Genomic DNA, 25,135 nt, shown 5'->3' with positions numbered 1-25,135 from the left:
GTCCTTCGTGGTGGTCAGTCGCTGTGAACGCCGACCTCGTACAGCGAGTAACCCCACTTGGTCCCGCGTTCCGTGCCCGTGATGCGGACGTAGCGGGCCGGCGTGCCGGTGAAACGGGCGGTGTCGAGGCCGCCGTCGCCGGTGGTGGTCGACCAGACGGTCCGCCAGTTCACGCCGTCGGTGGACAGCTCGATGCGGTACGACTTCCCGTACGCGCGCTCCCAGTCGAGCGTGACGCGCCCGACCCGGTGGGTGGAGCCCAGGTCGATCCGCAGCCACTGGTCGTCGCTCCAGTCGCTGGCCCAGCGGGTGCCCCGGGTGCCGTCCACGGCGCGGCTCGACGCGTAGCTGGTGAACGGGTTCCACTCGGTCGAACTGGCGGTGGTCGAGGCCCCGTTGGCGAGGTCGACTCCCGCCTGGTGCTGCTCCGTCGCTCCCCAGGTGCCGAGGTAGGACTCGGCACCCCGGAAGAGGTCGTTCACCACGCTCTGGCCGCCGACGAGCCTGATGTCCTCGATCCAGTCCGGGACGAGGCCGTAGTGCGCGGCTCCGTCGGTGTTCAGGTCCCAGGTGCGCTCACCGGTGGTCTGCCGGTCGATGAGGGAGCCGCCGTCGACGCTGCGGAACGGGTACGTGACCTTGTTCGGGGCGTCCGCGCCCCGGGGTCCCGGCCAGCCGCCGACACCGTTCATGTCCGTGCCGTAGCCGTAGCCGACGTCGTACTTGTCCCGCAGTGCCTTGGTGCGGTTCGCCTCGGCCACGAATCCCTCGGAGCCGTGCATGTACTGGGCGATGAAGCCACCGAGGCCGTAGACCCGGTCGGTCCAGTTCAGGTCCATCCAGCTGTGCGAGGAGATCACACCTGGGTAGGAGTCGGCCTCGAAGATGTCGAGCGCGCGGCCGACGGCCTTGACGCTCATGTGGTCGATCTCCAGCATCATCTTGCGTTTCATCATGCCGCGCACGGCGTACTCACCGAGGTCGGTGAGCCCGCGGGTGTTGCACTGCGCGTCCGAGTCGTACGAGGGGACGCTCACGCCCGCCGGGAGTTTCGCCTCGGCCCCGGGCGCCGCGGCCGAGCCGATGGGGTTGTCGTGCTGCGGGCCCGTGCACTTCTCCGTCTTCCAGAAGGTGCCGGTGGACAGGAACTGCCCGACGTTGATGGCCGTTCCGAGCCCGCCCGAGTCGAAGCGGACCCCGCACAGCGCGTTGTCGAACTTGTGGCACAGGAACATGCTGCGCACGCCCAGCGCGTACAGCTCGTCGAGGCCCGCGTCGATGTCCTTCTTGTCGCACTGCGGGATGTCCAGGATCTGCTTGCAACCGAAGGGCTCGGAGGTCTCCACGCCCAGGATGACCGCAAGCTTGCCCTGCTTGACGACCTCACGCGCCTGCGCGCTGTCGGTGACGATCCGGAACCAGCCCTTGCCCGGGCCGCCGTACATCTTGTCGATGTAGGCCTGCAGGTCGTACGTCAGCTTCGCCTGCAGCCGGATCGACGTCATCTCGTCGCAGCTGCGGTCCTTGAAGAAGTAGACCGAGCAGATCACGCCGTTGGTGACGAGGTCGTTGACCAGCACCCGCTGGCCGCCGCGCCAGGCCCGCTCCACCCACGCGTAGTAGTTCTGCTGGTGGGTCAGCGAGTCGTGTGCGGGCCAGTCCTTGAACGTGGGCCAGCCGACCGGGTCGTGTCTGCCGTCACCGCCCTTGGTGATGAAGTCGAAGACGGCCAGCGAGCCGTCCGGGTAGTGCTCGGGACAGTCCTTGAGCGCGTCGGCGATCCCGGCCTCGGAGAAGGTCTTGCCGCAGATGAGGCGCCCGCCGAAGCCCTCGTTGGCGAACAGGTGGTCGTGGGCGTCGACGAACCCGCGCACTTCGCCCTTGGCGTTGGTGCCGGTGAACGGCTCGCCGGTGACGTTGATCTGGGAGTCCGGCGTGGGCCGTGCGGTCGGGAGCCACCAGTCGTTGCCGGCCGCCGAACTCGGGGTGGGCCCGAGGACGACGGCCAGGACGAGGAGGAGCAGCGAGACGACGGTGACGTCTCTGCGTCTGCGGTACGGGCGGCTGGTCATGGCCACGGCCCACGTCCCTCGGTCGGCGGGATTTGTCATGTCCTATGAAAACTGCCCACCGAGGATCGCCAGTGCCGCCTGCAACGTCAAGACTCCGGCCATGGGTGATGACCGCAGGAGCTTCTTTCAGGGGACGGGCTGAGGCTCACAACCCGACGACGACCAGAGCGATGTCGTCCCTGGCGCCATGGCTGACACCCAGACGCGCCAACAGGGTGTCGGCCAGGCGCTGGGGGCCGAGCCCCTGGCAGTGGGCCAGGGTGTCGGTCAGTCGCTCCAGTCCGGTGTCGATGTCCTCGTCGCGGCGTTCGACCAGGCCGTCCGTGTAGAGGACGAGAACGTCGCCGGGGTGATAGGTGGTGCCGGCCTGGGGGCGCGGAACATGTTCCGGTCGTGCGCCCAGGGGTGGATCGGTGGCCTGGTCCAGTAGCTCGCAGGTGCCGTCGCGGTGCATCAGCACGGGAGGCGGATGGCCCGCGCTGGAGTAGATGATCAGCTGTGAGCGTGTGTCGACCAGGGCTGTCACGGCAGTGGCCGCCAGAGCGCCGTCCACGGAGCGGGCGTACAGGCCCAGGATCTCCAGGGCCTGTGCGGGGCCCGCGACGGCCCGGCTGGCGGCGGACAGCGCGCTGCGCAGCATGCCCATGACGGTGGCGGCCTCCAGACCATGGCCGACCACGTCGCCGACGGCGACGGTGAAACGTCCGTCGGCGAGATCGGCGGTGTCGTACCAGTCGCCGCACACGTTCAGTGAACCGATCGCCGGCAGGTAGCGCACCGCCACGTTGGAGTGCCGGGCCAGGTCCGGTGAGTGCAGCATGGCCTCCTGCAGCGTGATCGCCACCTGCCGCTCGCGTGCGTGCGCACGCCGTAGCTCGTCGTTCAGACGTTCGAGTTCCTTGGCTCGGGCGTACAGCTCGGCCTCCATGCCTCCCGCCGGTCGGCCGTGCGGGGCGGTGCTGTCCCGCTGGCGCTGCCGGCGCTCACGGACGAAGGAGCTCACGTCCTCGACCCGGTGAATGATCCATGCGACGTGGCCGTCCGCCCCGAGCACCGGGGTGTTGACCGTGGACCACCAGCGTTCCTCGAAGGCGCCTGGTTGCGCGGCCACGGGTATGTCGTACCGGTGAACAGCCATGGTGTCCGGTTTCCTCGTGGCCAGCACCCGCTCCAGCGAGGCGGAGAGATTGAGGACTCCGTTGGCGTCAGGGTCGGCGGGGTTGTCGGGAAAGGCATCGAAGAGGTGCTGCCCGAGCAGATCCTGACTGGTGCGGCCGGTCGCCCGGCTGTAAGCCTCATTGACGCCGACGATCATCAGGCCGGGGCTGAGCACCAGATACGGACTGGGGGCGGCGGCGAACAGCGCGGCGTAGTCGACCTGGTCCACGGTCGGCTGCCCAGCTGCGGCAGGGACGCCCATCTGTCCAATGTACGAGGTGTGCCGTCGGCGGAGCGAGGCGAGCACCCGCACCGAGGGTGATCTGGTCACGACAGGAGCAGGGGAAGATCACTACCCTGCCCGGGTGTTCTCACATGACGAGTTGACGCCACCGGAACGTGAGGTGTGGGCCGCGTTCCCCGAAGGGCGCCGGGTGGACCTGCGCACGGGCACGCCCGAGGACGACGACGTTGCCGGGGGCGGGCGGTGGGGGCCCGAACGCACGGTTCGGGCTGCCGTGATCGCGGCGCTGGTCCTGGGCGCGGGTACCGCGCAGCCGGGCGTCGCCGCCTGCCTGAAGCTCTCCGGCGCGCGGATATCCGGACACCTCGATCTCGCGGGCGTGGAGATTGGCAACCCCATCTGGTTCGAGGACTGCTGGTTCGAGGAAGGAGTGGACCTCTTCGGGGCGTCGACCCACTCGATCGCGATCGTGGGCAGCCGGGTGCCGGGCGTGGAAGCGGGCTCGATCCGCATGGAGGGCCGCCTCGACCTGCGGCGCTCCCGCCTGGAAAGCGGCCCCGCCTCCCCCTTCCACCGCAGCGTCACCGCCCTGTCGCTCATCAACGCCCACGTGAGCGGCGCCGTGAGCCTCAACGCGGCTGAGATCACCGCACCCGAGGAGTGGGCCGTGTCCGCCGGCGGCCTGGTCGCGGAAGGAGGCGTCTACTGCCGGGACGGATTCGTCGCGCACGGTGAAGTCCGGCTGATGGGAGCACAGTTGCCGGGCGGGCTCTTCATGAACGGCGCACGCCTGGAGCGCCCCGGACCCCGTGGGGTGGCCCTCGCCCTGGACAACGCCGTGGCCTCGACACTCGAGTTCTCCGCAGGCTTCACCGCCGACGGGACGGTACGACTGCGGGGTGCCCGGGTCTCCGACAACCTGACCTTCGAGGGAGCGGTCCTGAACGGGCCGCCCGACGGCCACGGCCCGTCCCTGGTCGCCGTCCTGACGCAGGCCGTCGACTTCGACTTCACTCCTGCCCGGCGGCCGTCCGGCACGGTGGACCTGCGGGGCGCGCAGGTGTCCTACCTCCACGACAGCGACCACAGCTGGCCGGATGTGGTGGAGCTGGACGGCTTCGTCTACGGCTCCATCAAGGTGGCAGCGGCCGGCGAGCGGCGGGAGGCGGTGGCGCGGCGCGACTCGGTGGCCCACCGCGTGGCATGGATACGCCGCAGCCCCGGCTACAGCCCGCAGCCGTACGAGCAGTTGGCGAGCTGGTACCGAAAGGCCGGCCATGACGACGACGCGCGCCGGGTACTGCTGGCCAGGCAGCGCCACCGCCGCCGCACCCTGCACCCGGCCGGGCGGCTCTGGGGCCTGCTGCTCGACGTCGCCGTGGGCTACGGCTACCGTCCCTGGCTCGCCGCGTTGTGGCTCCTGGCGTTCACCGCGCTCGGTACGACCGTCTTCGGCACCCACACCCCGCACCCGGCCCAGTCCGGCCCCGGACCGCGGTTCAGCGCCCTCGTCTACACCCTGGACCTGCTCATCCCGATCGGCGGCCTGGGCCAGCGCACCGGCTGGTACTGGACCGACGCCGGCGTCCAGCGATTCGCCTACCTCCTGATCGCGGTCGGCTGGCTGCTGACCACCGCCGTCGTCGCGGGCGTGACCCGGACCCTCAGCAGGAACTGACCGGTCCGTCGGGAAGGTGCCGGGCGTCCCGTGGTGCGTGATCCTGGAGGGGTGTGTGGTGTGTCAGCCGGTCGGATCCCGGCGGCCTACGCCGCCTCGGGCCGTCGCGCGCTCCGCGTGACCCTGGTCGCCGCGGCCGGTTTCTACCTCTTCCGGTACGGCCTCGACAGCCCCGTCGCGGCCACCTACGCCCTCTTCGGCACCGTGGCGCTGGGCGGACTCTCCAAGATCCCCGGGACCGGGCGGCAGCGAGCCGCGACGGTGCTGCGCCTGCTGCCGGTGTGCTGGCTGCTGGTGGTGATCGGCACCGGTCTGTCGGTGCGCACCTGGAGCGCCGTCGCCGGCATGTTCGTGGTCGGCTTCGCGCTGGCCTTCTCCGCCGTCGGCGGGCCGTGCCCGGCCGGGGCCGCGCCGGGCCTGCAACTCCTCTACATTCTGCCGTCCTTCCCCCCGTACGATCCCGGCTCGCTCGACGAGCGACTGATCGGGACGACGACCGGGCTGGCCCTGTTCGCCGCCGCCGAGGCGCTGATCCTTCCCGGGCCCGCACCGCCGTCGTACCAGGAGTGGGCGGCCCGGGCCGCCCACACCGCCGCCCACTGCGCGACGCTCCTCGCCGCACCTCCGTACGCCCTGACCGACGCGGACATCCGCGCCGCCCACGAGGCCGGCCGCAGCCTGAGGTCCCTGTTCGTGCCGGAGGCGGAGCGCCCGGCGGGTCCGGGGCGGCGCGACCGCGCCCTCACCCACACCGGTCTGGCCGTCCGCACCCTGCTCAACCGACTGACGCAACTGCCGGCCACGCCGGGCGGGCCTCCGGAATCCGCCGTGATCGCCGTACTGCACGCGGCAGCGCGACTGGCCACGGCGACCGCAAGCCACCTGCGGGCGGGGCCGTCGCCCGTGGCGCCGTACGAGGAGCTGGTCGCGGCCCGCGCACACCTGTCGGCCTTGTCCGCGGCCCCCGCCCCCACCGACGGGACCGCTCCCGCGCCGGACCTCCCGCCCGCCGTACTGCGCCGGCACGCCGCCGTGCTGGAGGCCGCCGACGCCGCGCTCACCATGGGCACGGCGGCCGACATCGCCGTACGGGGCCGAAAGGCCTCCGTGGAGGTGTCGCCGGGGCGCTTCTGGTACGCCACGGCCGGGGCCCCGTCCCTGTGGTGGCACCGACTGCGCGGCCACGCCGAGCGCCGGTCGGTGTTCTTCCAGAACGCGGTGCGCATCGCCATGGCCCTGACGGCAGCCCGCCTTGTGGCCGGGTTGGACACGCTGCCCCACGGGTTCTGGGCCATGCTGGCAACGCTCACCCTCACCCGGACCACCATGGACGAGACCTGGAGCACCATCCGCCGGGCCCTCGCCGGCACGCTGGCCGGCGCCCTGGTGACCGCCGGGACCCTGGCCCTGGTGGGGGCCCACACCGCGGTGTACGCCGCCGTACTGCCGGTGTGGATGCTGGTCGCGTTCACCGTGGGGCCGGTCAAGGGTGTCGGCTGGGCACAGGGACTGTTCACCGTGCTCGTGGCGCTGGTCTTCGCCCAGCTGGCGCCGCCGACGTGGCGGTTGGCCGAGGTGCGGATGCTGGACGTCCTGGTCGGCAGCGCGATCGGCGCGGTCTTCGGCCTGCTGGCCTGGCCTCGCGGGGCCCACGACGAGCTGCGCCGCGCGACGGCCGGGCTGCTGCGCAGGGCCGCCGAGATCGTGGTGGCGACCAGCGCCTCGGTGGCGGAGGGCGGGGCGACGGCCACACCGTCCGGGGTGACCGGTCACCAGTCCCTGCAGCACGCGGTCATCCTCGCGGAGTCCGCCTACGCGCAGTTCCAGAGTGAGCCGACGCCCTTCGGAGGGCGGGGACGCGGGGTGGCGCTGCCCGAAGTGGACTGGCAGGCGACGCTGATGGCCGGTCACCACACCCTGTGGGGGTCGGAGCGGCTGCTGGGGCCGCCGCACGCACCGCCGGGGCCGGCGGCGGCCGAGTCGGTCAGCGGGCTGGGCGACCGGGTGGCCGGGCGGATGCTGCTGGTCTCGGCGGCGCTGGATCCCGGGGCCGACACCCCGACCGCCTCGGTACCGCCGATCGACCCGGCGCTCGCGGGATTCACCACGGAGCCGCCCGGCGCGCCGCGGCTGTACTACGCCACCGTGTCGTGGCTGGGCTCGCTGATGAACGATCTGGCCCGCATCGCCCACGGGAGCCGAGAGTGAGGCCGGGGTCACCGGTCGTGCCGGTGTCCGTCAGGCGGCGGGTGCCTCGGTCCTGTGGGGCGCGAAGGCGGCGTTGGATTTGCATCCGAGGTTCTCGTAGGTGTTGATCTTCGTGTCCGGATTGGTGTAGGTCAGGTGGTACTTGCAGGCGCCCTTGATGTACCGGCCGTCCACCCCGCCCGGGAAGTCGATCTCCTTGTTCCAGAGGTAGGGAGACTGGTAGCCGTTGCGGCGGGCGGTGGCGTTGACGTCGATGCCGCCAGGTGCATAGATCTCGTAGACCCAGCCCGTCTTGGCAGCTCCGTATGTGGCGAACTTCTGGGCCACCCACATCTCGCAACTGGTGCTGAGGTGTGCGCTGTTCTGCCCGCCACCCTTGACGATGTACTCGGCGAGGGGAGTCACCCCCTTGCCCCGGGGGGTGAAGCCGGTGTGGAAGATCTCGTCCACGTTCTCCCGGGTGTCGCCGCGCCAGAGTGTGTTGACGTCGTCCCGCCACTGCCAGCGCTCGTTCGCCGCGGCGGCAGCGACCGTCCGGGCGATCTCCGGCTCGGTCGTCGTGCGCCACCAGTCCCAGGCGCGGTAGTCGACGACGGGCCCGCAGGGGAGGGTCAGGTCATCGGCGGCAGCCGCGACGGCCATGGCCGGGGAGGCCGCGACGGTGGAGACAGCGGAGGCGAGAGAGACGGCGGCGAGCACCCGCAGAGCGGCCTGCAACATGGTGGGATCCCATCAGTTGATCAACCTGACGGGCCCTTGTATAGGTGGGCCGACCGTGGCGCGCCGAGAGCGATACGCAGCTACCACCCGCGCGGGTGGATTAGTCGTACCGGCGCGGCTGACCGTCGCGGACGTCCTCCGCCGTCGCAGGACCTCACTCTGAGACGACCAGTAAGCTGGATCAGCGTGAGAACCGGCACGTCAACGACCGTGCCGGTACACGGCTCGAACACGAGGGAGCGACCGATGACAGTGGGAACCGAGCGGGCAGTACTGGCGGGCGGTTGTTTCTGGGGGATGCAGGACCTGATCCGCAAGCAGCCGGGCGTCGTGTCCACCCGCGTCGGGTACAGCGGCGGTGACACGCCGAACGCCACGTACCGCAACCACGGCGACCACGCCGAGGCCATCGAGATCCTCTTCGATCCCACGGCCACGAGCTACCGCGACATCCTGGAGTTCTTCTTCCAGATCCACGATCCGACCACGCAGGACCGCCAGGGCAACGACATAGGGCGCAGCTACCGGTCCGCCATCTACTACAGCGACGAAGAGCAGCACCGCGTCGCCGTCGACACGATCGCGGACGTCGAGGCGAGCGGGCTGTGGCCGGGGAAGGTGGTCACGGAGGTCGAGCCCGTGGGCGACTTCTGGGAGGCCGAGCCCGAGCACCAGGACTACCTGGAGCGCTATCCGAACGGCTACACCTGCCACTTCCCGCGCCCGAACTGGAAGCTGCCGCGCCGGGCCTCGTCCCAGACGAGCTGAGGCGCGGACCGCGCGGGAGCGGTCAGCAGGACCCGGGGCTGAGCCGTTGCAGGACGGCCTGCCCCGCCGCCCGGTGCTCGGCGGCCCCGGCCGGATCGGTCCCGTCGAGCACGGTGGCGATACCTTCGTGGGCCAGCGCTTCCTCGTGCCGGTTACCCAGCCGCGGGGCCAGCTCCAGCGCCTGCCGGTGCAGTCGTAGGGCCTCTTCGGGGAGGCCGGCAAGCCGGCAGGTCTCGCCGTAGCCGTTGAGGAAATGAATCTTCCAGTGTTCCTCGAACAGCTCGTCGAGCAGGGCGAACGCCTCCCGGTGGCTGGCCAGTGCCTCCTCGTACCGGCCCATCTGCCGCAGTGCGACGCCCCGGCAGTTCAGGCACCACGCCTGGTTGTGCAGGTGCCCGTCGTCGCGGGCCAGCGCCAGCGCGTGGCGCAGGTGCTCCGCCGCCTCGTCGGGCTCGGCGTGGGCGATGGCCACGCCGAGCGTGATCCGGGCCGTCAGAGCGGGCGGCCACGCAGGGTCGGCGTGCGGGACGCCCAGCACCTCCCGGGCCCGCCGCGCCGCCTCCTCGCGGTGCCCCAGCTGCAGCATCGCCCAGGCCTCCGACGCGGCCGCGTGGGCCACGCCCGCCGGACTGCCGGCTCGCTCGTACAGCTTCCCTGCCAGCCGGAAGAGTTCGAGCGGCTCCTCGACGTGCCCCGCGTCCCAGCTCAGATAGCCGCGGCGCATGGCCAGTTCGGCTTCCACCTGCGTGTCCTCGGCCTCGGACAGCCGGAGTTCGGCGGCCTCGTACGCGGCGGCGGCCTCCGCCGTCCGGCCCGCGTTGTAGCGCGCGAAGCCCAGGTCGCTGTGTGCCTCGGCCAGTTGCGGCGGATCGCCCAGGCGCTCGGCGGCGGCCAGTGACCGCTCGAAGAGGACGTTGAGATGCGTCGTGCCGCAGCGCCGGGCGAAGTACGCCCGCAGGAAGCGCGGCAGTTCGCACACGTGCGCGTCGGCCCCGACGGCGGCCGCCGTCTCGAAGGCCGCGAGGAGGTTTCCGTACTCCGCGACGAGCCAGGAGAAGGCCGCGTTCTTGTCCGCGAACCGGGGCAGCTCGGCCGGCGGCCGGCCCGCCGAGGCCGCACGGCTGGGGAGAGGAACGGCATCGCCGCGTCGGCGGCGGCCGCCGCGTGCACGTAGTAGTCGAGGATCCGGCCGAGGGCCCGCTCCCGCTCGGCCGCCGGGTCCTGTTCCGCCGTGGCCCGGCGGGCGTGCTGGTGCACCAGGTCGTGCAGCCGGTAGCGGCCCGCCGTCGGCTGCTGGACGAGGTGCGCGTCGACCAGGTCCTCCAGCGTCGCCAGGGCGCTGCGCAGCGGCACCTCCGCCAGCGCCGCCACCACGTACTCGTCGAAGGACGCCCCGGGCAGCAGGCCCAGCATCCGGAACAGGCGGGCCTGGGGCCGGTTCAGCTGCCGGACCGACATGGCGAACGCCGCGCTGAATTCAGCGTCGAACTCGCTCGCGCCCTCGGCCATCCGCTCGACGAGGATGCCCACGGTCCAGCCCGGCCGGTGCCGTAGCCGTGCCCCGGCCAGCCGCAGGGCCAGCGGCAGATGGCCGCACAGCCGCAGCACCTCGGCGGCCGACTCCGGTTCGCGAGTGAGCCTCCCGTCGGGGCCGTCGGGGTCGCCGCTGGCCCGGGCCAGCAGCTCCGCGCTCTCCCGCGGGCTCAGCACGTCGAGCGAGACCGGGGGCACCTCGTCCAGGCCGAGAAGCCGGTTGCGGCTCGTGACCAGGGCGACGGACTCGCCGGCGCCGGGGAGCAGCGGGCGGACCTGGTCGGCGTCGGCGGCGTTGTCGAGGACCACGACGACCCGTCGGCGGGCCAGTTCCGACCGCCAGCACGCGGCCAGTTGCTCGACACCCTCTCGCGGGACCCGCTCGGAGGGGACGTCGAGCGCGGCGAACAGCATCCGCAGCACGGAGTCGGGGTCCATCGGCTCCCGGCCCTCGGTGAACCCGTGCAGGTCCACATAGAGCTGGGCGTCCGGGAAGTCGGCGGCGAGCCGGTGCGCGGCGTGCACCGCCAGACAGGTCTTGCCGACGCCCGCCATGCCGTCGACGGACACCGCCCGATGGCTGTCGACCGCGGCCAGCACGGCGGCGAGCTGGGCGTCCCGTCCGGTGAAGTCGGGCGCGTCGCGCGGCAGATCGTTGCGGGGCAGCGGCCGGACCTGGCGGCTGCTCTTCGGGGGTGCCGGCAAGGGGTTCGAGGTCCGTTCCCACAGCGGACGCAGGGGGCGGGGGTCGCGCTTGACGAGGCGGCAGAGGGCGACCACCGCGGGCCAGGGCGGCAGGGTCTGCCCGTTGAGGTAGCGCGACAGCGACGAGGAGCTGAGGCCGGTGTCCCGCGCGAGGGCCCGTACGCCCAGCCCGGACAGTTCCTGGAGCAGACGCAGCCGGGCCGCCAGCTCCTCCTGCGGATCGCCCTCCGCCGTACGTCCCGTCACGCCCACTGTTCCCCCGCTTCCCCGTCCCGTTTCGGCAGAAGTCTCCCGACCCAAGTCACCGCTGGTCAAGGCCGTTTCAGCTGTCCCACGGTGTCCCACCGCCATGGTCGCGGCGAGCAGACCCGGCTGTCATGGAGTCACGCCCCGACGACAGGGCGCACCGACCCGGAAGAGGAGCAGACCGAGATGCAGTCCCGCATGCGGAACCCCGCCGTCGTACTGCCCGACGCGATGCAGCCCATCCAGGCGATCCTCAGGACCGCGCACTCCGGCGGCGTCGACGGGCAGACGCTGGAGCTGGTGCATCTGCGGGTCAGTCAGATCAACGGCTGCAGCGCCTGCGTCGACGGCGGCGCCCGGACGGCCCGTGAGGCCGGAGTGAGCGACGAGCGGCTGGCCGCCGTCGCCGCCTGGCGGGAGGCCCCGTACTTCACCGCGGCCGAGCGGGCGGCCCTCGCCCTGGCCGAGGCCGCGACGCGCCTGGCCGACCGTCCCGACGCGGTGAGCGACGAGGTCTGGGACACGGCCGCCACCTACTTCGACGAGAAGCAACTGGCCGCGATCATCCTGACGATCGGCGTCACCAACCTCTTCAACCGGCTCAACGCCACCACCCGCCAGATCGCCGGCGCCCGCGGCTGACGGACAGCGTGTCACTGGTGAACCCCGTGACCAGCAGCTTCGGAGAAGCCGTCCCTGGGACACCGCTCCACCATGAAGATGTACCCCACCCATCCGTAGACCGGGAGGAACCCGCTGTGAAGGACGTACAGAAGCCCGCCAAGACCACCACCGCGACCGACGCGACGTCCGAGGGGTTCACGGACGAGGAGCGCGCCGCGATGAAGGAGCGCGCCCGAGAGGTGAAGGCGTCCGCGCGCCGCGGATCGCGCGCCGACAAGGCGGCGGAGGAGGAGGCCGCCGTACTCGCGAAGATCGCCGAGATGCAGGAGTCGGACCGCGTCATGGCCGAACGGATCCACGCCGTCATCAAGGCGAGCGCGCCGGACCTCGCGCCGAAGCTCTGGTACGGCATGCCCGCGTACGCCAAGGACGGCAAGGTCGTCTGTTTCTTCCAGAGCGCGCAGAAGTTCAACGCGAGGTACGCGACGTTCGGCTTCAGCGACAAGGCCAACCTCGACGACGGCAGCATGTGGCCGGCCGCCTACGCCCTCACGGAGCTGACCGCCGCCGACGAGGCGAGGATCGCCGAGCTGGTGAAGAGAGCGGTGAACTGACGGTCCAGGGCCGGGTATTGCTCGGGGCGGGCGTGGGTGCGCTGCTCTCACGCCGCGCCCCGCACGCCGCCGCCTCAGAACACGGCCCGTACCTCTCCCACTTCCCGCCCTCCGCCCAGCAGCGGCATTCGGCCCACGCGGTCGATCACGGGTGCGGTCAGGCCGGTCAGCCGGAGTGCGCGGGCCAGGACCGGTCCCAGGGCCCGGGTGCCACCGTCCTCGATCTTGAGGGCCAAGGCGCGGCCGTCGGGCAGGGCGACGGCCTGGACGGCCTCGGCGCCCACCTTCGACAGGGCGCCCGGTATCTCCCGCATGAGCCAGGTGTCGTGGCGGCGGGTGCCGGCGACGTACTCGGGGTGGGCGCGCATGGCGTCGGCGACCCGCCGCTCGGGCGTGCCGGGTGCGGCGAGGACGAAGGAGCGGAAGGAACGGGCGAGCCCCGTCAGTCCGATCGCCATCAGCGGTGCCCCGCAGCCGTCCGTGCCGACGGCGGTCACCGGCTCGCCGGCCGCCTCCTCCACCACGGTGCGGATGAGCCGCTGCAGCGGGTGGTCCGGGTCGAGGTAGGAGTCCAGTGGCCAGTCCCGCAGCGCGGCGGCCGCCAGCATCGCCGTGTGCTTGCCGGAGCAGTTCATGGCCACCCGGTCGCGAGGTGCGCCCGCTGCCAGGTAGGCCTCCTGCTCCTCCTGGTCCAGGGGGAGCGAGGGCGGGCACCGCAGGTGTGCCGGGCTCAGTCCGTGCTCGTCGAGCATCGTGCGCACCAGGTCGCGGTGGAAGGCCTCACCGGAATGGCTCGCGGCCGCCAGCGCCAGCCGTTCGCCCGCGAGGTCCAGTCCGGCCCGCAGCACACCCGCCGCCTGCATCGGCTTGTTGGAGGAGCGCGGGAAGACGGGGGACGTCACGTCACCGAGTGCCAGTTCCACCGAGCCGTCGGCGGCGAGCAGTACCAGGCTGCCCCGGTGCCGCCCCTCGACGAATCCGGAACGGACGACCTCGGCGAGGACCGGGTTGGCGGCGGTGTCAGTGGCCATGGCGGGCTGGGGCATCGGCGGTGACCTTCCGGACGCGAATCGGGCCGACCTGCCCGACCGGCCACCCGGGATCGCCGGAACCGTCGGTCATATGAGCAGGCGGACCACCTGGGTTTGTGCGTCACCGTACCGCCGGGCGAACCGCGCGCCGCAGCCGCCCGGCGTGCGGCACCGGGCCTGAGCGGGCAGGCGTGTACCTGACTCAGTCGGTTTCGCCTTCCAGGACCCGGCGGGCCGCCTCCGCTTCCGCCGCCGGCGGGGACAGTTCGTCGAGGGTGTCCAGCTCGGTATCCGCTTCCAGTTCCCGTTCCCAGGCCGCCGCGAGCCGCTCCTGCTCCTCGCGCGGTCGGGCGCCGACGGCCTCCCGGTGATCCGGGTCCAGGGCCGTCAGGAATCGTTCGACCGGGTCCGTCGGCATACCGTGCTCCTTGTCGCCGGGAAGGGGTGCCACACCCGGCCCAGCATGGCCAACCGGTCCCGTGCCGCCCGCCCGACACGGCTTGGTACCACCCTGATGGCCCCGTCGCCCCGCCCCACCCTCCGGCACCCTGCGACAGTCCGGCGAACCCCCTGCCGACGCCGGGACCGGGCATGCCCGCACAGGCGTCGGCGCCGGGTGAGTGCCTCTGTGCGGCGTGATGTCCGTTTAACCCCATTAAGATGAAGTCTGTGATCAGTTCAGGACGGCTCCGGCGTCGCCGCCCTCGACACGGTGGCCGACGGGAACCTGTTCTGCTGTCACCGGTGATCCTTACCGTGATCATCACCGGCCTGGCGTTCGCCACCCCGAGAGAGTTCGCCTTCAGCCGGCTGCTGCCCGCGGCGCCGGCCCTCGCGGCCGCGATGTGGACCGTCGTCCCGACGGTCCTGCTGGGGATCTTCTGCCTGGTGGTCATGGTCACGCTCAGCTTCTTCTACTCCGATCTGGGGACGCCGTACACGGGCGCCGCGATCATCGCGGTCACCCTGGCGGCCGCATACGCCAGCCATATTCGACTCGAGCGGGAAGAGATGCTCTTCCAGGTCCGGCTCGTCGCCGACGCGGCCCAGAAGGTGCTGCTCCGCCCGCTGCCGCGCCGCATTCAGGACGTCGAAATCGAGTCGCTCTATCTGGCGGCCCAGGAGCAGGCCCGGATCGGAGGCGATTTCTACGAGGCGGTCGACACGCCGTACGGGGTCCGCCTGCTCATCGGCGACGTGCGCGGCAAGGGACTCCAGGCAGTGGGAGCGGCCTCGGCGGTGATCAACTGCTTCAGGGAGAACGCGTACGACCTGCCGGACCTCAGGAGCATCATCCACCGCCTGGAGGCCAGCATCGCCCGTCACAGCCTGGCTCACCCCGCCCCGGATCAGCCCGAGCACTTCGCCACCGCGCTGATCGCCGAGATCCCGTACGGCGGTGGGCAGGTCAGAATTCTCAACTGTGGGCACCCGCCGCCCCTGCTGGCGCGGCGCGGGGAGATCCGCGTCCTGGAGTCCGCCATGCCCTCGCCGCCCCTCAACCTCGCGACGCTCCTCGGAGACCACTACTTCGTCGACACCGTCGCCTTCGACGAGGGCGACCAGATGCTGCTCTACACCGACGGCGTAACGGAGACCCGGGACCGCGACGGCACCTTCTTCCCGCTGCCGGACTGGATGCGGCAGCTCGGCCCGGCGCCACCCCGTGAGCTGCTGGACCGGCTGCACCGGGACCTGCTCCACTACAGCGGCGGAAAGCTCGACGACGACATCGCGGCCCTCGCCGTGCGCTGCCGGACCCCGCTGGGGCAGGAGCACTCCGAGTAGCCTGCTGGAACGCTCACCGAGCTCCTCCTGGTGGCCGCGGCGCACGGGTGGCCGTCGACAGCGGGTCGCCAGGTCACCCCGGCGGCAGCGGACACACCGGTCGCCGAGTGGTGAGCCGCAGTGTTAGAAAAGGGGCATGAGCGGACGTTACCGCTGGCCATGGGGGCGAGCGGCGCCGCCGCCCGGCACGCGGCGGCCATCCGGTCCGCCCCGACGTACACGCCCCTGGCCGTCAAAGAGACGCCCCCTGTTGCCCTCCCTCAGCGTTCGCACGCTCGCCGCGCAGGTCTTTCTCCTGCAGGCCCTCATCATGCTGGTTGTGGTCACGGTGGCGGCAGCCGCACTGGTGGTGCAGGGGCGGTACGACGCCGAGCGCAGCGCCAAGGACCGTTCACTGGCCGCGGCGGAGGCGTTCGCGCACGCACCCGGCACAGCAGTCGCGCTGCAGTCACCGGATCCGACGGCACGGCTGCAGGTGCCCGCGGAGCGGGCGAGACTGGGATCCGGCGTCGACTTCATGTCCGTCCTGGACAAGCACGGGGTCCGGCTCACCGACACGGATCCCGCCCTGATCGGCACGAAGGCGGAGGGCGTCGGCAGAGCCGCCGCGGGGGAGACGTTCACGGAGACGTTCCACGGCCGGCCGACCGACGCCGTGCGCGCGGTCGTCCCCGTGACGGATGCCAGCAGGCGCGTGATCGGCATGGTCAGTGCCGGGATCCGGGTCGCGACCCTGGGGCACGTGCTCAACCAGCAGCTGCCGCTGCTGCTCGGCGCGGCGGCCGGGGCGCTCGTGCTCGCGACCGGCGGCGCGGCTCTGGTCAGCCGGCGGTTGCTCCGGCAGACCCACGGTCTCGGCCCGGCCGAGATGACCCGGATGTACGAGCATCACGACGCCGTGCTGCACGCGGTGCGCGAGGGGGTCCTGATCGTCGGGGGCGACGGGCGGCTGCTGCTCGCCAACGACGAGGCGCGCGAGCTGCTGGGCCTCGCCGAGGACGCCGATCAGCGGCAGGTGACGGAGCTGGGTCTGGGGTCCGGTCTGACGCGGTTGCTGGAGTCGGGTGAGGCCGCCTCCGACGAGGTGATCGCGGTCGGCGACCGGCTGCTGGCGGTGAACACGCGGCACACCGCGCCGTACGGCGGCGCGCAGGGTCTCGTCGCCACGTTCCGGGACACCACCGAGCTGAGAGCGCTGTCCGGCCAGGCCGAGGTGGCGCGGGGCCGGCTGTCGTACCTGTACGAGGCGGGCCTGCGGATCGGCACCACGCTCGATGTGCGGCGTACAGCCGAGGAGCTCTCGGAGGTCGCGGTCCCGCGCATGGCCGACTTCGTCACCGTGGAACTCCTCGACACCGTGCTGCGCGGCGAGGAGCCCACCGGCGCCGTACACAGGATGCGGCGCACCGCGCTGAAGGAATCACAGGCCGGTCATCCGTTGCAGCCGGTGGGAGATCTGATCCAGTTCGTGGTGGCCGACACGCCGATGGTGGCGGCGCTGCAGCGCGGCAAGGCCGTCCTGGTGTCGGACCTGCACACCGCCCAGGACTGGCGGGCCCAGGATCCGGAGGGTGCACGGCAGGCGCTGGACTACGGCATCCATTCACTGGTCACGGTCCCTCTGCAGGCCCGGGGAATCGTTCTCGGCATCGTCAACTTCTGGCGGGGCGCGGACTCCGCGCGGTTCGAGGAGGAGGACGTCGCGGTGGCCGAGGAACTGGTCGCCCGGGCGGCCGTCGCGATCGACAACGCACGCCGGTACTCCCGTGAGCATGCCATGGCCGTGACGCTGCAGCGCAGCCTGCTGCCCGTGGGGCTTCCGGACCAGGCCGTACTGGAGATCGCCTCCCGCTATCTCCCGGCGCAGTCCGGTGTGGGCGGCGACTGGTTCGACGTCATCCCCCTGCCCGGCTTCCGGGTGGCACTGGTCGTCGGGGACGTCGTGGGGCACGGGTTGCACGCGGCGGTGAACATGGGACGGCTGCGGACCGCGGTGCTGAACTTCTCCTCACTGGACCTGGCTCCGGACGAACTGCTGGGCCGTCTGGACGAGATGGTGACGCGGCTGGACACGCAGTCGGCGAGCGCCGACGACGACCGTGCACCGCTCACCGGTACTACCTGCCTCTACGCCATCTACGACCCGGTGGGCGGGCACTGCACCCTCTCCCGGGCCGGGCACGTCGCACCGGCTGTGGTGGATGCCCAGGGCAGGGTGACCTTCCCCGACGTTCCCCTGTCGCCGCCCCTGGGAGTCGGTGGGTACCCCTTCGAGGCCGGGGAGCTGGACCTGCCGGAAGGCAGCCGTCTCGTCCTGTTCACCGACGGCCTGATCGAGAACCGCGGACGGGACATCGACGAAGGCCTGGAGCTGCTCAGCTCGACCATCGCCCGTGCGGACCGGACACCGGAGGAGACCTGCCGCGCCCTGATGGAGACGATGCTGCCCGAGACACCCAGCGACGACGTGGCGCTGCTGGTCGCCCGGACCCGGCTGTTCGACCGGTCCCAGGTCGCGACCTGGGACGTACCGTCCGATGTGCGGGCCGTGTCCCAGGTACGTGCGGACGTGAGCCGCCGCCTGGACGAATGGGGGCTGGGGGAGTCGGCGTTCAGCACGGAACTGATCCTCAGCGAGCTGCTCACCAACGCGATCCGGTACGGCGCTCCGCCCGTGAGAGTCAGGATCATGCTGGGAAGCACCCTGGTCTGCGAGGTGTCGGACGGCAGCAACACCTCACCTCGGCTGCGGCGCGCGGCCGCCACCGACGAAGGCGGCCGCGGCCTGTTCCTGGTCTCGCAGTTCGCCGACCAGTGGGGAACCCGCTATGCGGCGCAGGGAAAGGTGATCTGGGCCGAGCAGACACTGAACCACCGCCGGGAACCGGATCCGGCCGCGCTGTTCGACGCCCTGGCACGGTGACACCGTCCGAAGCGGACGGTCATTTCCTGAGCCGGCCGTGGCCGATGGGCTGCGCGTTTGGCGGACGGGCCGGCGTGGGTAGTTCGCCGTCGCTGTCGGAGGTGCCACGCCCCCGGGCACGCATACGAGGAGCAGACACGTGAGGGTCGTCATCACGGGCGCGTTCGGCTTCCTGGGCCATCGGCTGACCGGCACTCTGCTGCGGACGCGGACGTTTCGTGGCGCACCGATCACACGACTGGTGCTCGCCGACCGCATCGTGCTGCCCGACTCCCCGGCGGCGACGGATCCGCTCGTGGACATCGTGCACGGCGACCTGATCGACCGGCTCGACGACTTGTTCGCCGAGCCGGTCGATGTGCTGTTCCATCTCGCCGCCGCGGTGTCGGCCGAGTGCGAGGCCGACTTCGACCTCGGCATGTCCTCCAACGTGGACACCACCCGCGCCCTGCTCGACGCTGCCCGGGCGCAGTCGACCGCCGGCGGGCCGAAGCCGAGGGTGGTGTTCGCCAGCAGCCTCGCCGTCTACGGTTCGAGCCCTGAGCTGCCCCTGCCTCCGGTGGTCAGCGAGTCGTCCCTGCCCGTGCCGCGGACGAGTTACGGAACACAGAAGCTCATCTGCGAGCATCTGATGGCGGACTACACGCGCCGCGGCTTCCTCGACGGACGCGTCGCCCGCCTGATGACCGTCGCGGTGCGGCCGGGCCGGCCGAACGCGGCCGCCTCCGGCTTCCTGTCCGGCATCATTCGCGAGCCGCTCGCCGGACTCCCGGCGACCTGCCCGGTACGGCCCGACCTGCGCGTGGCCCTGGCCTCGCCGCGACGTACCGTCCGGGGGCTCCTCCGCGTTGCGGAGGCGGAGCGCGGCGGGCTCCATGGCCGGGCGCTGGTCAACCTTCCGGCGCTCACGGTCTCGGTCACCGACATGCTCGCCACGCTGCGGCAGGTGGCCGGCGATGCCGTCGCGGACTTGGTGACCATCACGCCCGACCCTGCCATCGAGGCCATCGTGGGATCGTGGCCCGCCCTCTTCGACAACAGACGCGCCGCTGGACTCGGTCTGGAGCCCGACCCGAGCTTCCTGTCAGTCGTGCAGGACTATCTCGCCGATCACCCAGACGCGGTCCCAGGGCCTTCTTGACGGTGCCGTCGACGTCTAGAGCCATCCGGTCCTTGTAACTGCCGGTCGGATTACCGCCCCCCAGTTTCATCTTTCTTCTCACTCGGTCCGGAGACTGCCGGTGACGGTGGTGCGGGGGGATTCGTCGACGTGGAGGGTGAAGATGTCGGGGCGCGCGTAGTGGCCGGTGGTGTCGAGGTCGAAGCGGGCGCGGGCGAGGTCGTCGAGGTCGAGTTCGGCGGTCAGGATGCCCTCGCCGTCACGCAACGGGCCGGCCAGTACCTCGCCGAGCGGGGAGACGATGACGGAGCCGCCGCCGATCAGGACCGTGTCCGGTTCGTCGCCCTGGACGGGGTGGAGGTCGTCGGGCAGGGCGTCGCGGCGCAGGTACTGGTTGGCACTGAGGACGAAGCAGCGGCCCTCCAGGGCGATGTGCCGCATGGTGGCCTGCCAGGCGTCGCGGTCGTCGACGGTCGGTGCGCACCACAGGTCCACGCCCTTGGCGTACATCGCGGTGCGCAGGAGCGGCATGTAGTTCTCCCAGCAGATGGCCGCGCCGAGGCGGGCGGTGCCAGTGTCGATGACGGGGAGGGTGGAGCCGTCACCCTGGCCCCACAGGTAGCGCTCGGCTGCGGTGGGCACCAGCTTGCGGTGCAGGCCCAGGTAACCGCCGGGGCCGAAGAAGAGCGCGACGCAGTACAGCGTGCCGCCCTGCCGTTCGACCGCACCGACCACGGCGTGCACGCCCAGCTCACGGGTGACGGCGGCCAGGGCGTCGACCTCCGGGCCGGGGATCTCGATGGCGGCGGCGTGGTAGCGGCGGAACAGATCGCGGCCGGCCGGGGTGCGGCTGCCGACCGTGATGCCGAAGTCCAGTCCCTTGGGATAGCCGCCGAGGAATGCCTCGGGCAGCACGACGACCTCGGCGCCCCGGGGGCCGGCGGCCTCGCGGACGAGTTCTTCGGCCCGGGCCAGCGCGGCCGGGGTGTCGAACAGCGGGGCGGCCGCCTGGACGACGGCGACGGTCACGGTGCGGCGCGGCTCGGGCGAGTCAGAAAGCATGGTGAGACGTTAGAAACCCAGCCACCCATCCGGCAAACTAATCTTTCAAATGATCGACATCTACGAAACCGAATTCCGGAACGCCGACCTCAATCTGCTGGTCGTCTTCGCCGCCCTGATGCGCGAGCGCAGTGTCACCCGGGCCGCCGCCGCCCTGCACCTCAGCCAGGGCGCCACCAGCGCCGCCCTCGGTCGCCTGCGCGGACTCTTCGACGACGAGCTGTTCACCCGCACCCGCGGCGGCATCGAGCCCACGCCACGCGCTGTCGAACTGGCCCGTCGTATCGAACCGGCCCTCGGGCTCATCCACGGAGCCGTGACCGACCGGGACCGCTTCGACGCGGCCACCACCCGGCGCACCTTCACCCTGGGCATGTCCGACGACTTGGAGGCGGCGCTGATGCCCCGCCTGCTGAACGCCACAGCCGCACTGCCGGGCATCCGGCTCGCCGTACGGCAGGCCAGCCGCAACACCGTCGCCGACATGATCGACCGCGGCGAGGTCGACCTCGGCGTGGCCGCCGCCCCCGTACACCGCGCCGACCACCGCGGCCGTGACCTGTTCGCCTCCGGCTACACCTGCCTGTTCAACCCCCGCCTCCTACCGCTCCGCACCCCGCTCACCCTCGACGACTTCCTGGCCCACCCCCACCTGCTGATCTCCTACGACGGCCGGCGCGGCATCGTCGACGACCTACTGGAAGCCCGCGGACTCGACCGCCGGGTGCTCGCCTCCACCACCCACTTCGCCGGAGCCGCCCTCCAACTCGCGACGCTGCCGTTCCTGGCCACCTTTCCCACCCACGCGGCCACCGTCTACGCCGACCTCCTGGACCTGACCGCCACCGTGCCGCCCATCCCGATGCCCCAGTACACCGTCACCTCGATCTGGCACGAAACCCTCACCGACGACCCCGCTCACATCTGGCTCCGCCGCCTGGTGGAGGAGGCGACGCCTTCGCGCTCGTAGCGATGAGCAGCGCTGGTACTCCGTGTTCGATGCCGCCCGATCGTCAGAACGGGGAATCGACCCTGTTGCAGGGGAGGGCCTCGACCTGCTTCAGCTCGTGGTGGAGTCGGCGACGGCCTCCGCCGGGCGGCCGGCGCCGGCGCGCAGCTTCGCGAGGTTCTGTACCGCGTATCAGGCGCCCGCGTCGGAGCGCGCTCGCGTCTCCTCGATCGCATCGTCCCGCCGGCCCTGGTCGACCAGGATCTGCACCCACGCCCGCACACAGAACCAGTTGCCGCCACGCGCCTCGGGTTCCACATAATCGCTTGCATGTCGGGCCACTGCTCCGCATCGTGAACACGGTGAGCGACATACCCGAGCGGTGGACCCAGGCCAGCGTATACCCCGACATGTGGGCGGACCCCGACGAGGATCCCCGCAACAGTGACGGAGTGAGCCCTGACGGTGAGTTGGCGACGCTTCAGGAATACTTGAGGGACTATCGACTGACTCTGCAGATGAAGTGCGAGGGGCTGGATCCGGAGAACCTGGCCCGCCGATCGGTGCCACCGTCCACCATGTCCTTGCTGGGACTGGTCCGCCATCTCGCCGAGGTGGAGCGGGACTGGCGCAATTGGATCGTGCCAGGAGACCCGGCACCGAAGCTGTACGGAGCGCGTGACGCCGACTTCGATGGAGTCGTCGCGGAACAGGCGGTGGTCGAGGGCGCATTCGCCGACCTTGCTCGCGAACAGGCGGCAACCGATGCGGTGCTGGCCGAGTATCCGGATCTGGGTGCACGGGTGGGCAAGGACGGCATCTCGGTCCGGGAGCTGTTGGTTCACCGGATCGAGGAGTACGCCCGCCACTGCGGTCACGCCGATCTGCTGCGCGAGTGCATTGACGGCCGGGTAGGGCAGTAGATCGATGGGGGCCTGGAAGTAGGCTCAGTCGTGGCGGCCGTCGTACTGAAGCGTTGGCCGCTACGCTCTTCCGCACGTTCCCGGACCAGGCGCAGAACCTCGCGCTGGAACGCTCCGCACCGTACCTGCGCTGGCGCAACACCAATGCGCTCGTATGGGAGGGGCTCAGCGGCGACGTCGCCCTGGCGACAGTGCGCTGAGCGTCGCACACACGACTGCCCCGAACAGCAACCCGCCCCAGGGCATTCCAGCAACCGGACGATGCCTCATCACTCCGTAGACGAAGAAGCCGAGCCCGCCGCCGACGAAGAAGAGCAGGAAAGCGCGAAGCGCGGACCACCCTCTCGGGCGGGCTATGTCTGAGGTCACGGGAGGCATTATCCGCACATGGCGATGGCAGCGTGGCTATGCGGTCACAGCACTAGTGCCGTATCAAGCAACGTTTGCCCTGTTGTGATGTGACGCGCCGCTCGGGTGCTGGCGCAGCGGTGCGTCACCATGAGTCGGTCCGGGTGGCAGAACGCGTGCGGGTACGTGAGATAGATGACGATGAAGGCCGAGGTTGCTGCAAAGCCCGGCACCTGGATCGGTGTTCCGGACTCCGCACTCTTGTCGATCTCGCGGGTCAGCCTTCGGAGGGACGCGGGGCGCGCAGGTGCGCCCGTTCCTTCAGCTCCTCCTCATCGACCAGCGTGAGCATCGGCTGACCCGGCGCGCACATCATGGTCACCACGAACTTGGTCGGTGCGTCCGACAGGGCGTTGCCGTCCTGGTAGTGGATCACGTCACCGCCTGGCTCCCAGAACGTCCCACCGGCCTCGACCACACGCTCTGGCTCACCCTCGAGCTCGAACCGGAGCGCGCCCTCCATCACGTAGCCGAACGACGGGCCCGAGTGGCGATGCGGAGGGAGCCCGGGGTGACCGGGAGGCCACTCGACGAGGATGGTCATTCCCGAACCACCTTCGGGAAAGAAGGGCGGAGTGACTTCCTGCAGCAACTTGACTTCGGGCGGCAAGGAGACCTCGAGGGCGCCCCCGTGCTCTGGGTTCTTCGCTGACATGTACCACACCTCCGTAAGCCTGCCCGTAATGGACGATCTTGCGTTGGCCACCGCATTCCGGACCGGTGGACCGACCCACTCGTTCGGCGGTGACCAAGTTCGCCGGTTCCCGGCTCACACAACTCGCTTCGCGATGAGGACAAGCCACAGCCCGCATCCGTGACAGGTCGTGTGCCTTCTGCCTCGCCCAAACGGTCTCGACACCACCCTGCCTCCCGTCGGCGGCCGCCACAATCCGGGAGCCAGCGGCATCGAGACCGCATCGCGCCATGTCATCGGCGGGCATCTAGCGCCATATCAAGCAGCGTCTGCCCTGTTGTGATCTGACGCGCCGCGCAGGTGCTGGCGCAGGCGGTGCGTCACCATGAGTCTGTCCGGGTGGCAGAACGTGTACGGGTTCGTGAGATCGATGACGATGAAGGCCGGAGGTTGCTGCGGAGCATCCGCACCGGCTCGGTCGTGACGTGGCGGCGGGCCCAGATGGTGCTGCTGTCAGCACAGGGCATGGCGGTGGCGGAGATCGCCGAGGTGACGTTCACCCAGCGCGGACCGGGTCCGCGATGTGATTCACGACTTCAACACCGACGGCTTCGAGGCGCTCTACCCCAAGTACAAGGGCGGTCGCCCGAGGACTTTTACGCTGCCCGAGCGGCGCGAGGTCAAGAAGATCGCCTACTTCACCCTCGACGGCACCGATCACACCAGCCGCAATGGGCAGGACAGCATGATCCGGCGCTACATCATCTGGCGAAACCGTCACGCCGACGACCAGCGCCTACGAGCCGTCGTCAATAGGGCAAACGTTTTCAGCTGGGGCCTGGCCAGAACAACGAGTCACCTGATCGACGCGACGCGCTCTAGCCGGCAAGGTCAATGGCCGCCGTCTCGATCAGCTCGGCGACCGGTACCGGCCGCGAGGCCAACGACGCGTGGCCGGTGTCGAGTTCGATGATCTTGCGTGGGCTCATCCGCTCGGCCATGCGCCGCTCGCTGTCCGGATGGATCATGCGGTCCTGGCTCGAGATCTGGTACCAGGTCGGCTTGGCCCGCCAGGCCGGCGCGGTGACGGTGTCCCCGAAGGTCGAGCCCAGCGGGGCCCTCTGAGTGACCGCCATGACCAGGGCCTCGTCGGCGCTCAGATCCTGACCGAAGCTCTCGTGGAACTTGTCCTGCTTGATCCACAGGTAGCCGTCGGAGTCCGGGGCGATGTTCTCGAACGCCGCCGGCGGCATCTCCTCGCTCAGCTGCCCCGGGCTCTCTCCCGCGTCCGGAGCGAACGCCGCGATATAGACCAGGCCGGTCACATTCGGCAGATCTCCCATCTCCGTGATGACCGCACCGCCATAGGAGTGACCCACGAGCAGGACGGGTCCCTGTACCTGCTTGACCATCTTGCGGGTGCGCTCGGCGTCGTCGGCCAGTGAGGTCAGCGGATTCTCCACCGCGAACAGGGACTTGAAGCCGCGATTGTGAAGGTCGACGATGACCTTCGACCAGTGGGCCGCTCCGCCCCAGAACCCATGCACCAGAACAACGGTGGGCTTATCAGCCATCAGGAAGCACCATTTCGCTCGGCGGATTGTGTTCCCGATTGCCACGTTAATCGGAGAGTGTTCATTCGGCCACCGAGCGCAATCGCCCCGCCCCGGCCACCCCGCCCCGCCCTGGACCTCCTCTGCGCGAACCATTGACAGCGACTTTCCGGC

General features: G+C 70.7%; 22 protein-coding genes and 1 pseudogene. 12 read left to right on the top strand and 11 right to left on the bottom strand.

The window, feature by feature from the left end; all coding sequences use genetic code 11:
* Positions 1-14: 14 nt before the first annotated feature.
* Both CRP49_RS38325 and CRP49_RS38320 read right to left on the bottom strand, forming a co-directional pair.
* Complete coding sequence (locus tag CRP49_RS38325; RefSeq protein ID WP_097259251.1) at positions 15-2,072, bottom strand: discoidin domain-containing protein; 2,058 nt, start codon at positions 2,070-2,072, stop codon at positions 15-17.
* Positions 2,073-2,217: 145 nt separating this feature from the next.
* Positions 2,218-3,492, bottom strand: a complete 1,275-nt coding sequence (locus tag CRP49_RS38320; protein WP_097258009.1) for a PP2C family protein-serine/threonine phosphatase — start codon at positions 3,490-3,492, stop codon at positions 2,218-2,220.
* Positions 3,493-3,595: 103 nt separating this feature from the next.
* On the opposite strand from CRP49_RS38320, the gene CRP49_RS38315 reads away from it, so the two are divergent.
* Together CRP49_RS38315 and CRP49_RS38310 are read left to right on the top strand one after the other, a co-directional pair.
* Positions 3,596-5,152 carry an oxidoreductase gene (locus CRP49_RS38315; protein ID WP_097258008.1) on the top strand — a complete coding sequence of 519 codons (1,557 nt, stop codon included), beginning with the start codon at positions 3,596-3,598 and terminating at the stop codon, positions 5,150-5,152.
* Positions 5,153-5,212: 60 nt separating this feature from the next.
* Complete coding sequence (locus tag CRP49_RS38310) at positions 5,213-7,360, top strand: FUSC family protein (protein ID WP_257033771.1); 2,148 nt, start codon at positions 5,213-5,215, stop codon at positions 7,358-7,360.
* Positions 7,361-7,390: 30 nt separating this feature from the next.
* Here CRP49_RS38310 and CRP49_RS38305 read toward each other — a convergent pair whose 3' ends face one another.
* Entirely contained in the window at positions 7,391-8,080 is a 690-nt protein-coding gene (locus CRP49_RS38305; RefSeq protein ID WP_097258006.1) for a hypothetical protein, read from the bottom strand.
* Positions 8,081-8,326: 246 nt separating this feature from the next.
* Between CRP49_RS38305 and msrA the strand changes: the two genes are divergently transcribed.
* Positions 8,327-8,848 (top strand): peptide-methionine (S)-S-oxide reductase MsrA, encoded by a 522-nt coding sequence (gene msrA / locus CRP49_RS38300; protein ID WP_097258005.1) that lies wholly within the window; start codon positions 8,327-8,329, stop codon positions 8,846-8,848.
* A gap of 22 nt (positions 8,849-8,870) precedes the next feature.
* Here msrA and CRP49_RS48570 read toward each other — a convergent pair whose 3' ends face one another.
* Positions 8,871-9,590, bottom strand: a complete 720-nt coding sequence (locus tag CRP49_RS48570) for a tetratricopeptide repeat protein (protein WP_257033770.1) — start codon at positions 9,588-9,590, stop codon at positions 8,871-8,873.
* Positions 9,554-11,332: an XRE family transcriptional regulator gene (locus tag CRP49_RS38295; RefSeq protein ID WP_257033769.1), complete on the bottom strand. Its 1,779-nt coding sequence runs from the start codon at positions 11,330-11,332 to the stop codon at positions 9,554-9,556. Before CRP49_RS38295 ends, CRP49_RS48570 begins: the two co-directional genes overlap by 37 nt.
* 186 nt (positions 11,333-11,518) lie before the next feature.
* On the opposite strand from CRP49_RS38295, the gene CRP49_RS38290 reads away from it, so the two are divergent.
* A complete protein-coding gene (locus CRP49_RS38290) occupies positions 11,519-11,974 on the top strand; it encodes a carboxymuconolactone decarboxylase family protein (RefSeq protein ID WP_097258004.1) in 456 nt (151 codons plus the stop codon).
* A 200-nt stretch (positions 11,975-12,174) separates the two neighbouring features.
* Positions 12,175-12,570 carry an iron chaperone gene (locus CRP49_RS38285; RefSeq protein WP_097259250.1) on the top strand — a complete coding sequence of 132 codons (396 nt, stop codon included), beginning with the start codon at positions 12,175-12,177 and terminating at the stop codon, positions 12,568-12,570.
* 74 nt (positions 12,571-12,644) lie between these two features.
* On the opposite strand, the gene CRP49_RS38280 is transcribed toward CRP49_RS38285, so the two are convergent.
* Positions 12,645-13,616: an asparaginase gene (locus tag CRP49_RS38280; RefSeq protein ID WP_097258003.1), complete on the bottom strand. Its 972-nt coding sequence runs from the start codon at positions 13,614-13,616 to the stop codon at positions 12,645-12,647.
* Between the two features lie 187 nt (positions 13,617-13,803).
* Complete coding sequence (locus tag CRP49_RS38275) at positions 13,804-14,019, bottom strand: hypothetical protein (protein ID WP_097258002.1); 216 nt, start codon at positions 14,017-14,019, stop codon at positions 13,804-13,806.
* Positions 14,020-14,270: 251 nt separating this feature from the next.
* Between CRP49_RS38275 and CRP49_RS38270 the strand changes: the two genes are divergently transcribed.
* The 3 genes from CRP49_RS38270 to denD all read left to right on the top strand — a co-directional run bounded on the left by CRP49_RS38270 (position 14,271) and on the right by denD (position 19,453).
* The gene (locus CRP49_RS38270; protein ID WP_373560422.1) at positions 14,271-15,389 is read left to right on the top strand and encodes a PP2C family protein-serine/threonine phosphatase; all 1,119 of its coding nucleotides are present in this window, start codon (positions 14,271-14,273) and stop codon (positions 15,387-15,389) included.
* A 136-nt stretch (positions 15,390-15,525) separates the two neighbouring features.
* Positions 15,526-18,312 (top strand): SpoIIE family protein phosphatase, encoded by a 2,787-nt coding sequence (locus tag CRP49_RS38265; protein WP_097258000.1) that lies wholly within the window; start codon positions 15,526-15,528, stop codon positions 18,310-18,312.
* Positions 18,313-18,451: 139 nt separating this feature from the next.
* Complete coding sequence (gene denD / locus CRP49_RS38260) at positions 18,452-19,453, top strand: D-erythronate dehydrogenase (protein ID WP_097257999.1); 1,002 nt, start codon at positions 18,452-18,454, stop codon at positions 19,451-19,453.
* Positions 19,454-19,531: 78 nt separating this feature from the next.
* Here denD and CRP49_RS38255 read toward each other — a convergent pair whose 3' ends face one another.
* The gene (locus CRP49_RS38255) at positions 19,532-20,494 is read right to left on the bottom strand and encodes a nitrilase-related carbon-nitrogen hydrolase (protein WP_097257998.1); all 963 of its coding nucleotides are present in this window, start codon (positions 20,492-20,494) and stop codon (positions 19,532-19,534) included.
* A 49-nt stretch (positions 20,495-20,543) separates the two neighbouring features.
* Between CRP49_RS38255 and CRP49_RS38250 the strand changes: the two genes are divergently transcribed.
* Positions 20,544-21,464, top strand: coding sequence for a LysR family transcriptional regulator (locus tag CRP49_RS38250; RefSeq protein ID WP_097257997.1), 921 nt, complete (start codon positions 20,544-20,546; stop codon positions 21,462-21,464).
* A 171-nt stretch (positions 21,465-21,635) separates the two neighbouring features.
* Here the strand turns inward: CRP49_RS38250 and CRP49_RS47260 are convergent, their stop codons facing one another.
* Entirely contained in the window at positions 21,636-21,785 is a 150-nt protein-coding gene (locus tag CRP49_RS47260; RefSeq protein WP_179851980.1) for a hypothetical protein, read from the bottom strand.
* Between the two features lie 20 nt (positions 21,786-21,805).
* Between CRP49_RS47260 and CRP49_RS38245 the strand changes: the two genes are divergently transcribed.
* Both CRP49_RS38245 and CRP49_RS47255 read left to right on the top strand, forming a co-directional pair.
* The gene (locus tag CRP49_RS38245) at positions 21,806-22,366 is read left to right on the top strand and encodes a DinB family protein (protein ID WP_097257996.1); all 561 of its coding nucleotides are present in this window, start codon (positions 21,806-21,808) and stop codon (positions 22,364-22,366) included.
* 53 nt (positions 22,367-22,419) lie between these two features.
* Positions 22,420-22,566, top strand: coding sequence for a hypothetical protein (locus CRP49_RS47255; RefSeq protein WP_179851979.1), 147 nt, complete (start codon positions 22,420-22,422; stop codon positions 22,564-22,566).
* 425 nt (positions 22,567-22,991) lie between these two features.
* On the opposite strand, the gene CRP49_RS38240 is transcribed toward CRP49_RS47255, so the two are convergent.
* Positions 22,992-23,429, bottom strand: a complete 438-nt coding sequence (locus CRP49_RS38240; RefSeq protein WP_097257995.1) for a cupin domain-containing protein — start codon at positions 23,427-23,429, stop codon at positions 22,992-22,994.
* A 378-nt stretch (positions 23,430-23,807) separates the two neighbouring features.
* Here CRP49_RS38240 and CRP49_RS48955 point away from each other — a divergent pair.
* Positions 23,808-24,102 (top strand): annotated as a pseudogene (locus CRP49_RS48955) (transposase); the annotation flags it as partial.
* A gap of 184 nt (positions 24,103-24,286) precedes the next feature.
* Here the strand turns inward: CRP49_RS48955 and CRP49_RS38225 are convergent.
* On the bottom strand, positions 24,287-25,027 hold the full coding sequence (locus tag CRP49_RS38225) for an alpha/beta hydrolase (RefSeq protein ID WP_257033767.1): 741 nt from the start codon (positions 25,025-25,027) through the stop codon (positions 24,287-24,289).
* Positions 25,028-25,135: the final 108 nt, after the last annotated feature.

The sequence above is a fragment of the Streptomyces sp. Ag109_G2-15 genome, from assembly GCF_900215565.1.
Taxonomy (GTDB): Bacteria; Actinomycetota; Actinomycetes; order Streptomycetales; family Streptomycetaceae; genus Streptomyces; species Streptomyces diastatochromogenes.
Note: the sequence above shows the minus strand (reverse complement) of the source record. Positions and strands in the feature narration are given on the sequence as shown.

What these genes read in the sequence shown, in the direction of transcription:
- CRP49_RS38325 (WP_097259251.1), bottom strand. Translation starts at nt 2,072, where the DNA reads ATGACCAGCCGCCCGTACCGCAGACGCAGAGACGTCACCGTCGTCTCG.
- CRP49_RS38320 (WP_097258009.1), bottom strand. Translation starts at nt 3,492, where the DNA reads ATGGGCGTCCCTGCCGCAGCTGGGCAGCCGACCGTGGACCAGGTCGAC.
- CRP49_RS38305 (WP_097258006.1), bottom strand. Translation starts at nt 8,080, where the DNA reads ATGTTGCAGGCCGCTCTGCGGGTGCTCGCCGCCGTCTCTCTCGCCTCC.
- msrA (WP_097258005.1), top strand. Translation starts at nt 8,327, where the DNA reads ATGACAGTGGGAACCGAGCGGGCAGTACTGGCGGGCGGTTGTTTCTGG.
- CRP49_RS38290 (WP_097258004.1), top strand. Translation starts at nt 11,519, where the DNA reads ATGCAGTCCCGCATGCGGAACCCCGCCGTCGTACTGCCCGACGCGATG.
- CRP49_RS38285 (WP_097259250.1), top strand. Translation starts at nt 12,175, where the DNA reads ATGAAGGAGCGCGCCCGAGAGGTGAAGGCGTCCGCGCGCCGCGGATCG.
- CRP49_RS38280 (WP_097258003.1), bottom strand. Translation starts at nt 13,616, where the DNA reads ATGCCCCAGCCCGCCATGGCCACTGACACCGCCGCCAACCCGGTCCTC.
- CRP49_RS38275 (WP_097258002.1), bottom strand. Translation starts at nt 14,019, where the DNA reads ATGCCGACGGACCCGGTCGAACGATTCCTGACGGCCCTGGACCCGGAT.
- CRP49_RS38265 (WP_097258000.1), top strand. Translation starts at nt 15,526, where the DNA reads ATGAGCGGACGTTACCGCTGGCCATGGGGGCGAGCGGCGCCGCCGCCC.
- CRP49_RS38255 (WP_097257998.1), bottom strand. Translation starts at nt 20,494, where the DNA reads ATGCTTTCTGACTCGCCCGAGCCGCGCCGCACCGTGACCGTCGCCGTC.
- CRP49_RS38250 (WP_097257997.1), top strand. Translation starts at nt 20,544, where the DNA reads ATGATCGACATCTACGAAACCGAATTCCGGAACGCCGACCTCAATCTG.
- CRP49_RS38240 (WP_097257995.1), bottom strand. Translation starts at nt 23,429, where the DNA reads ATGTCAGCGAAGAACCCAGAGCACGGGGGCGCCCTCGAGGTCTCCTTG.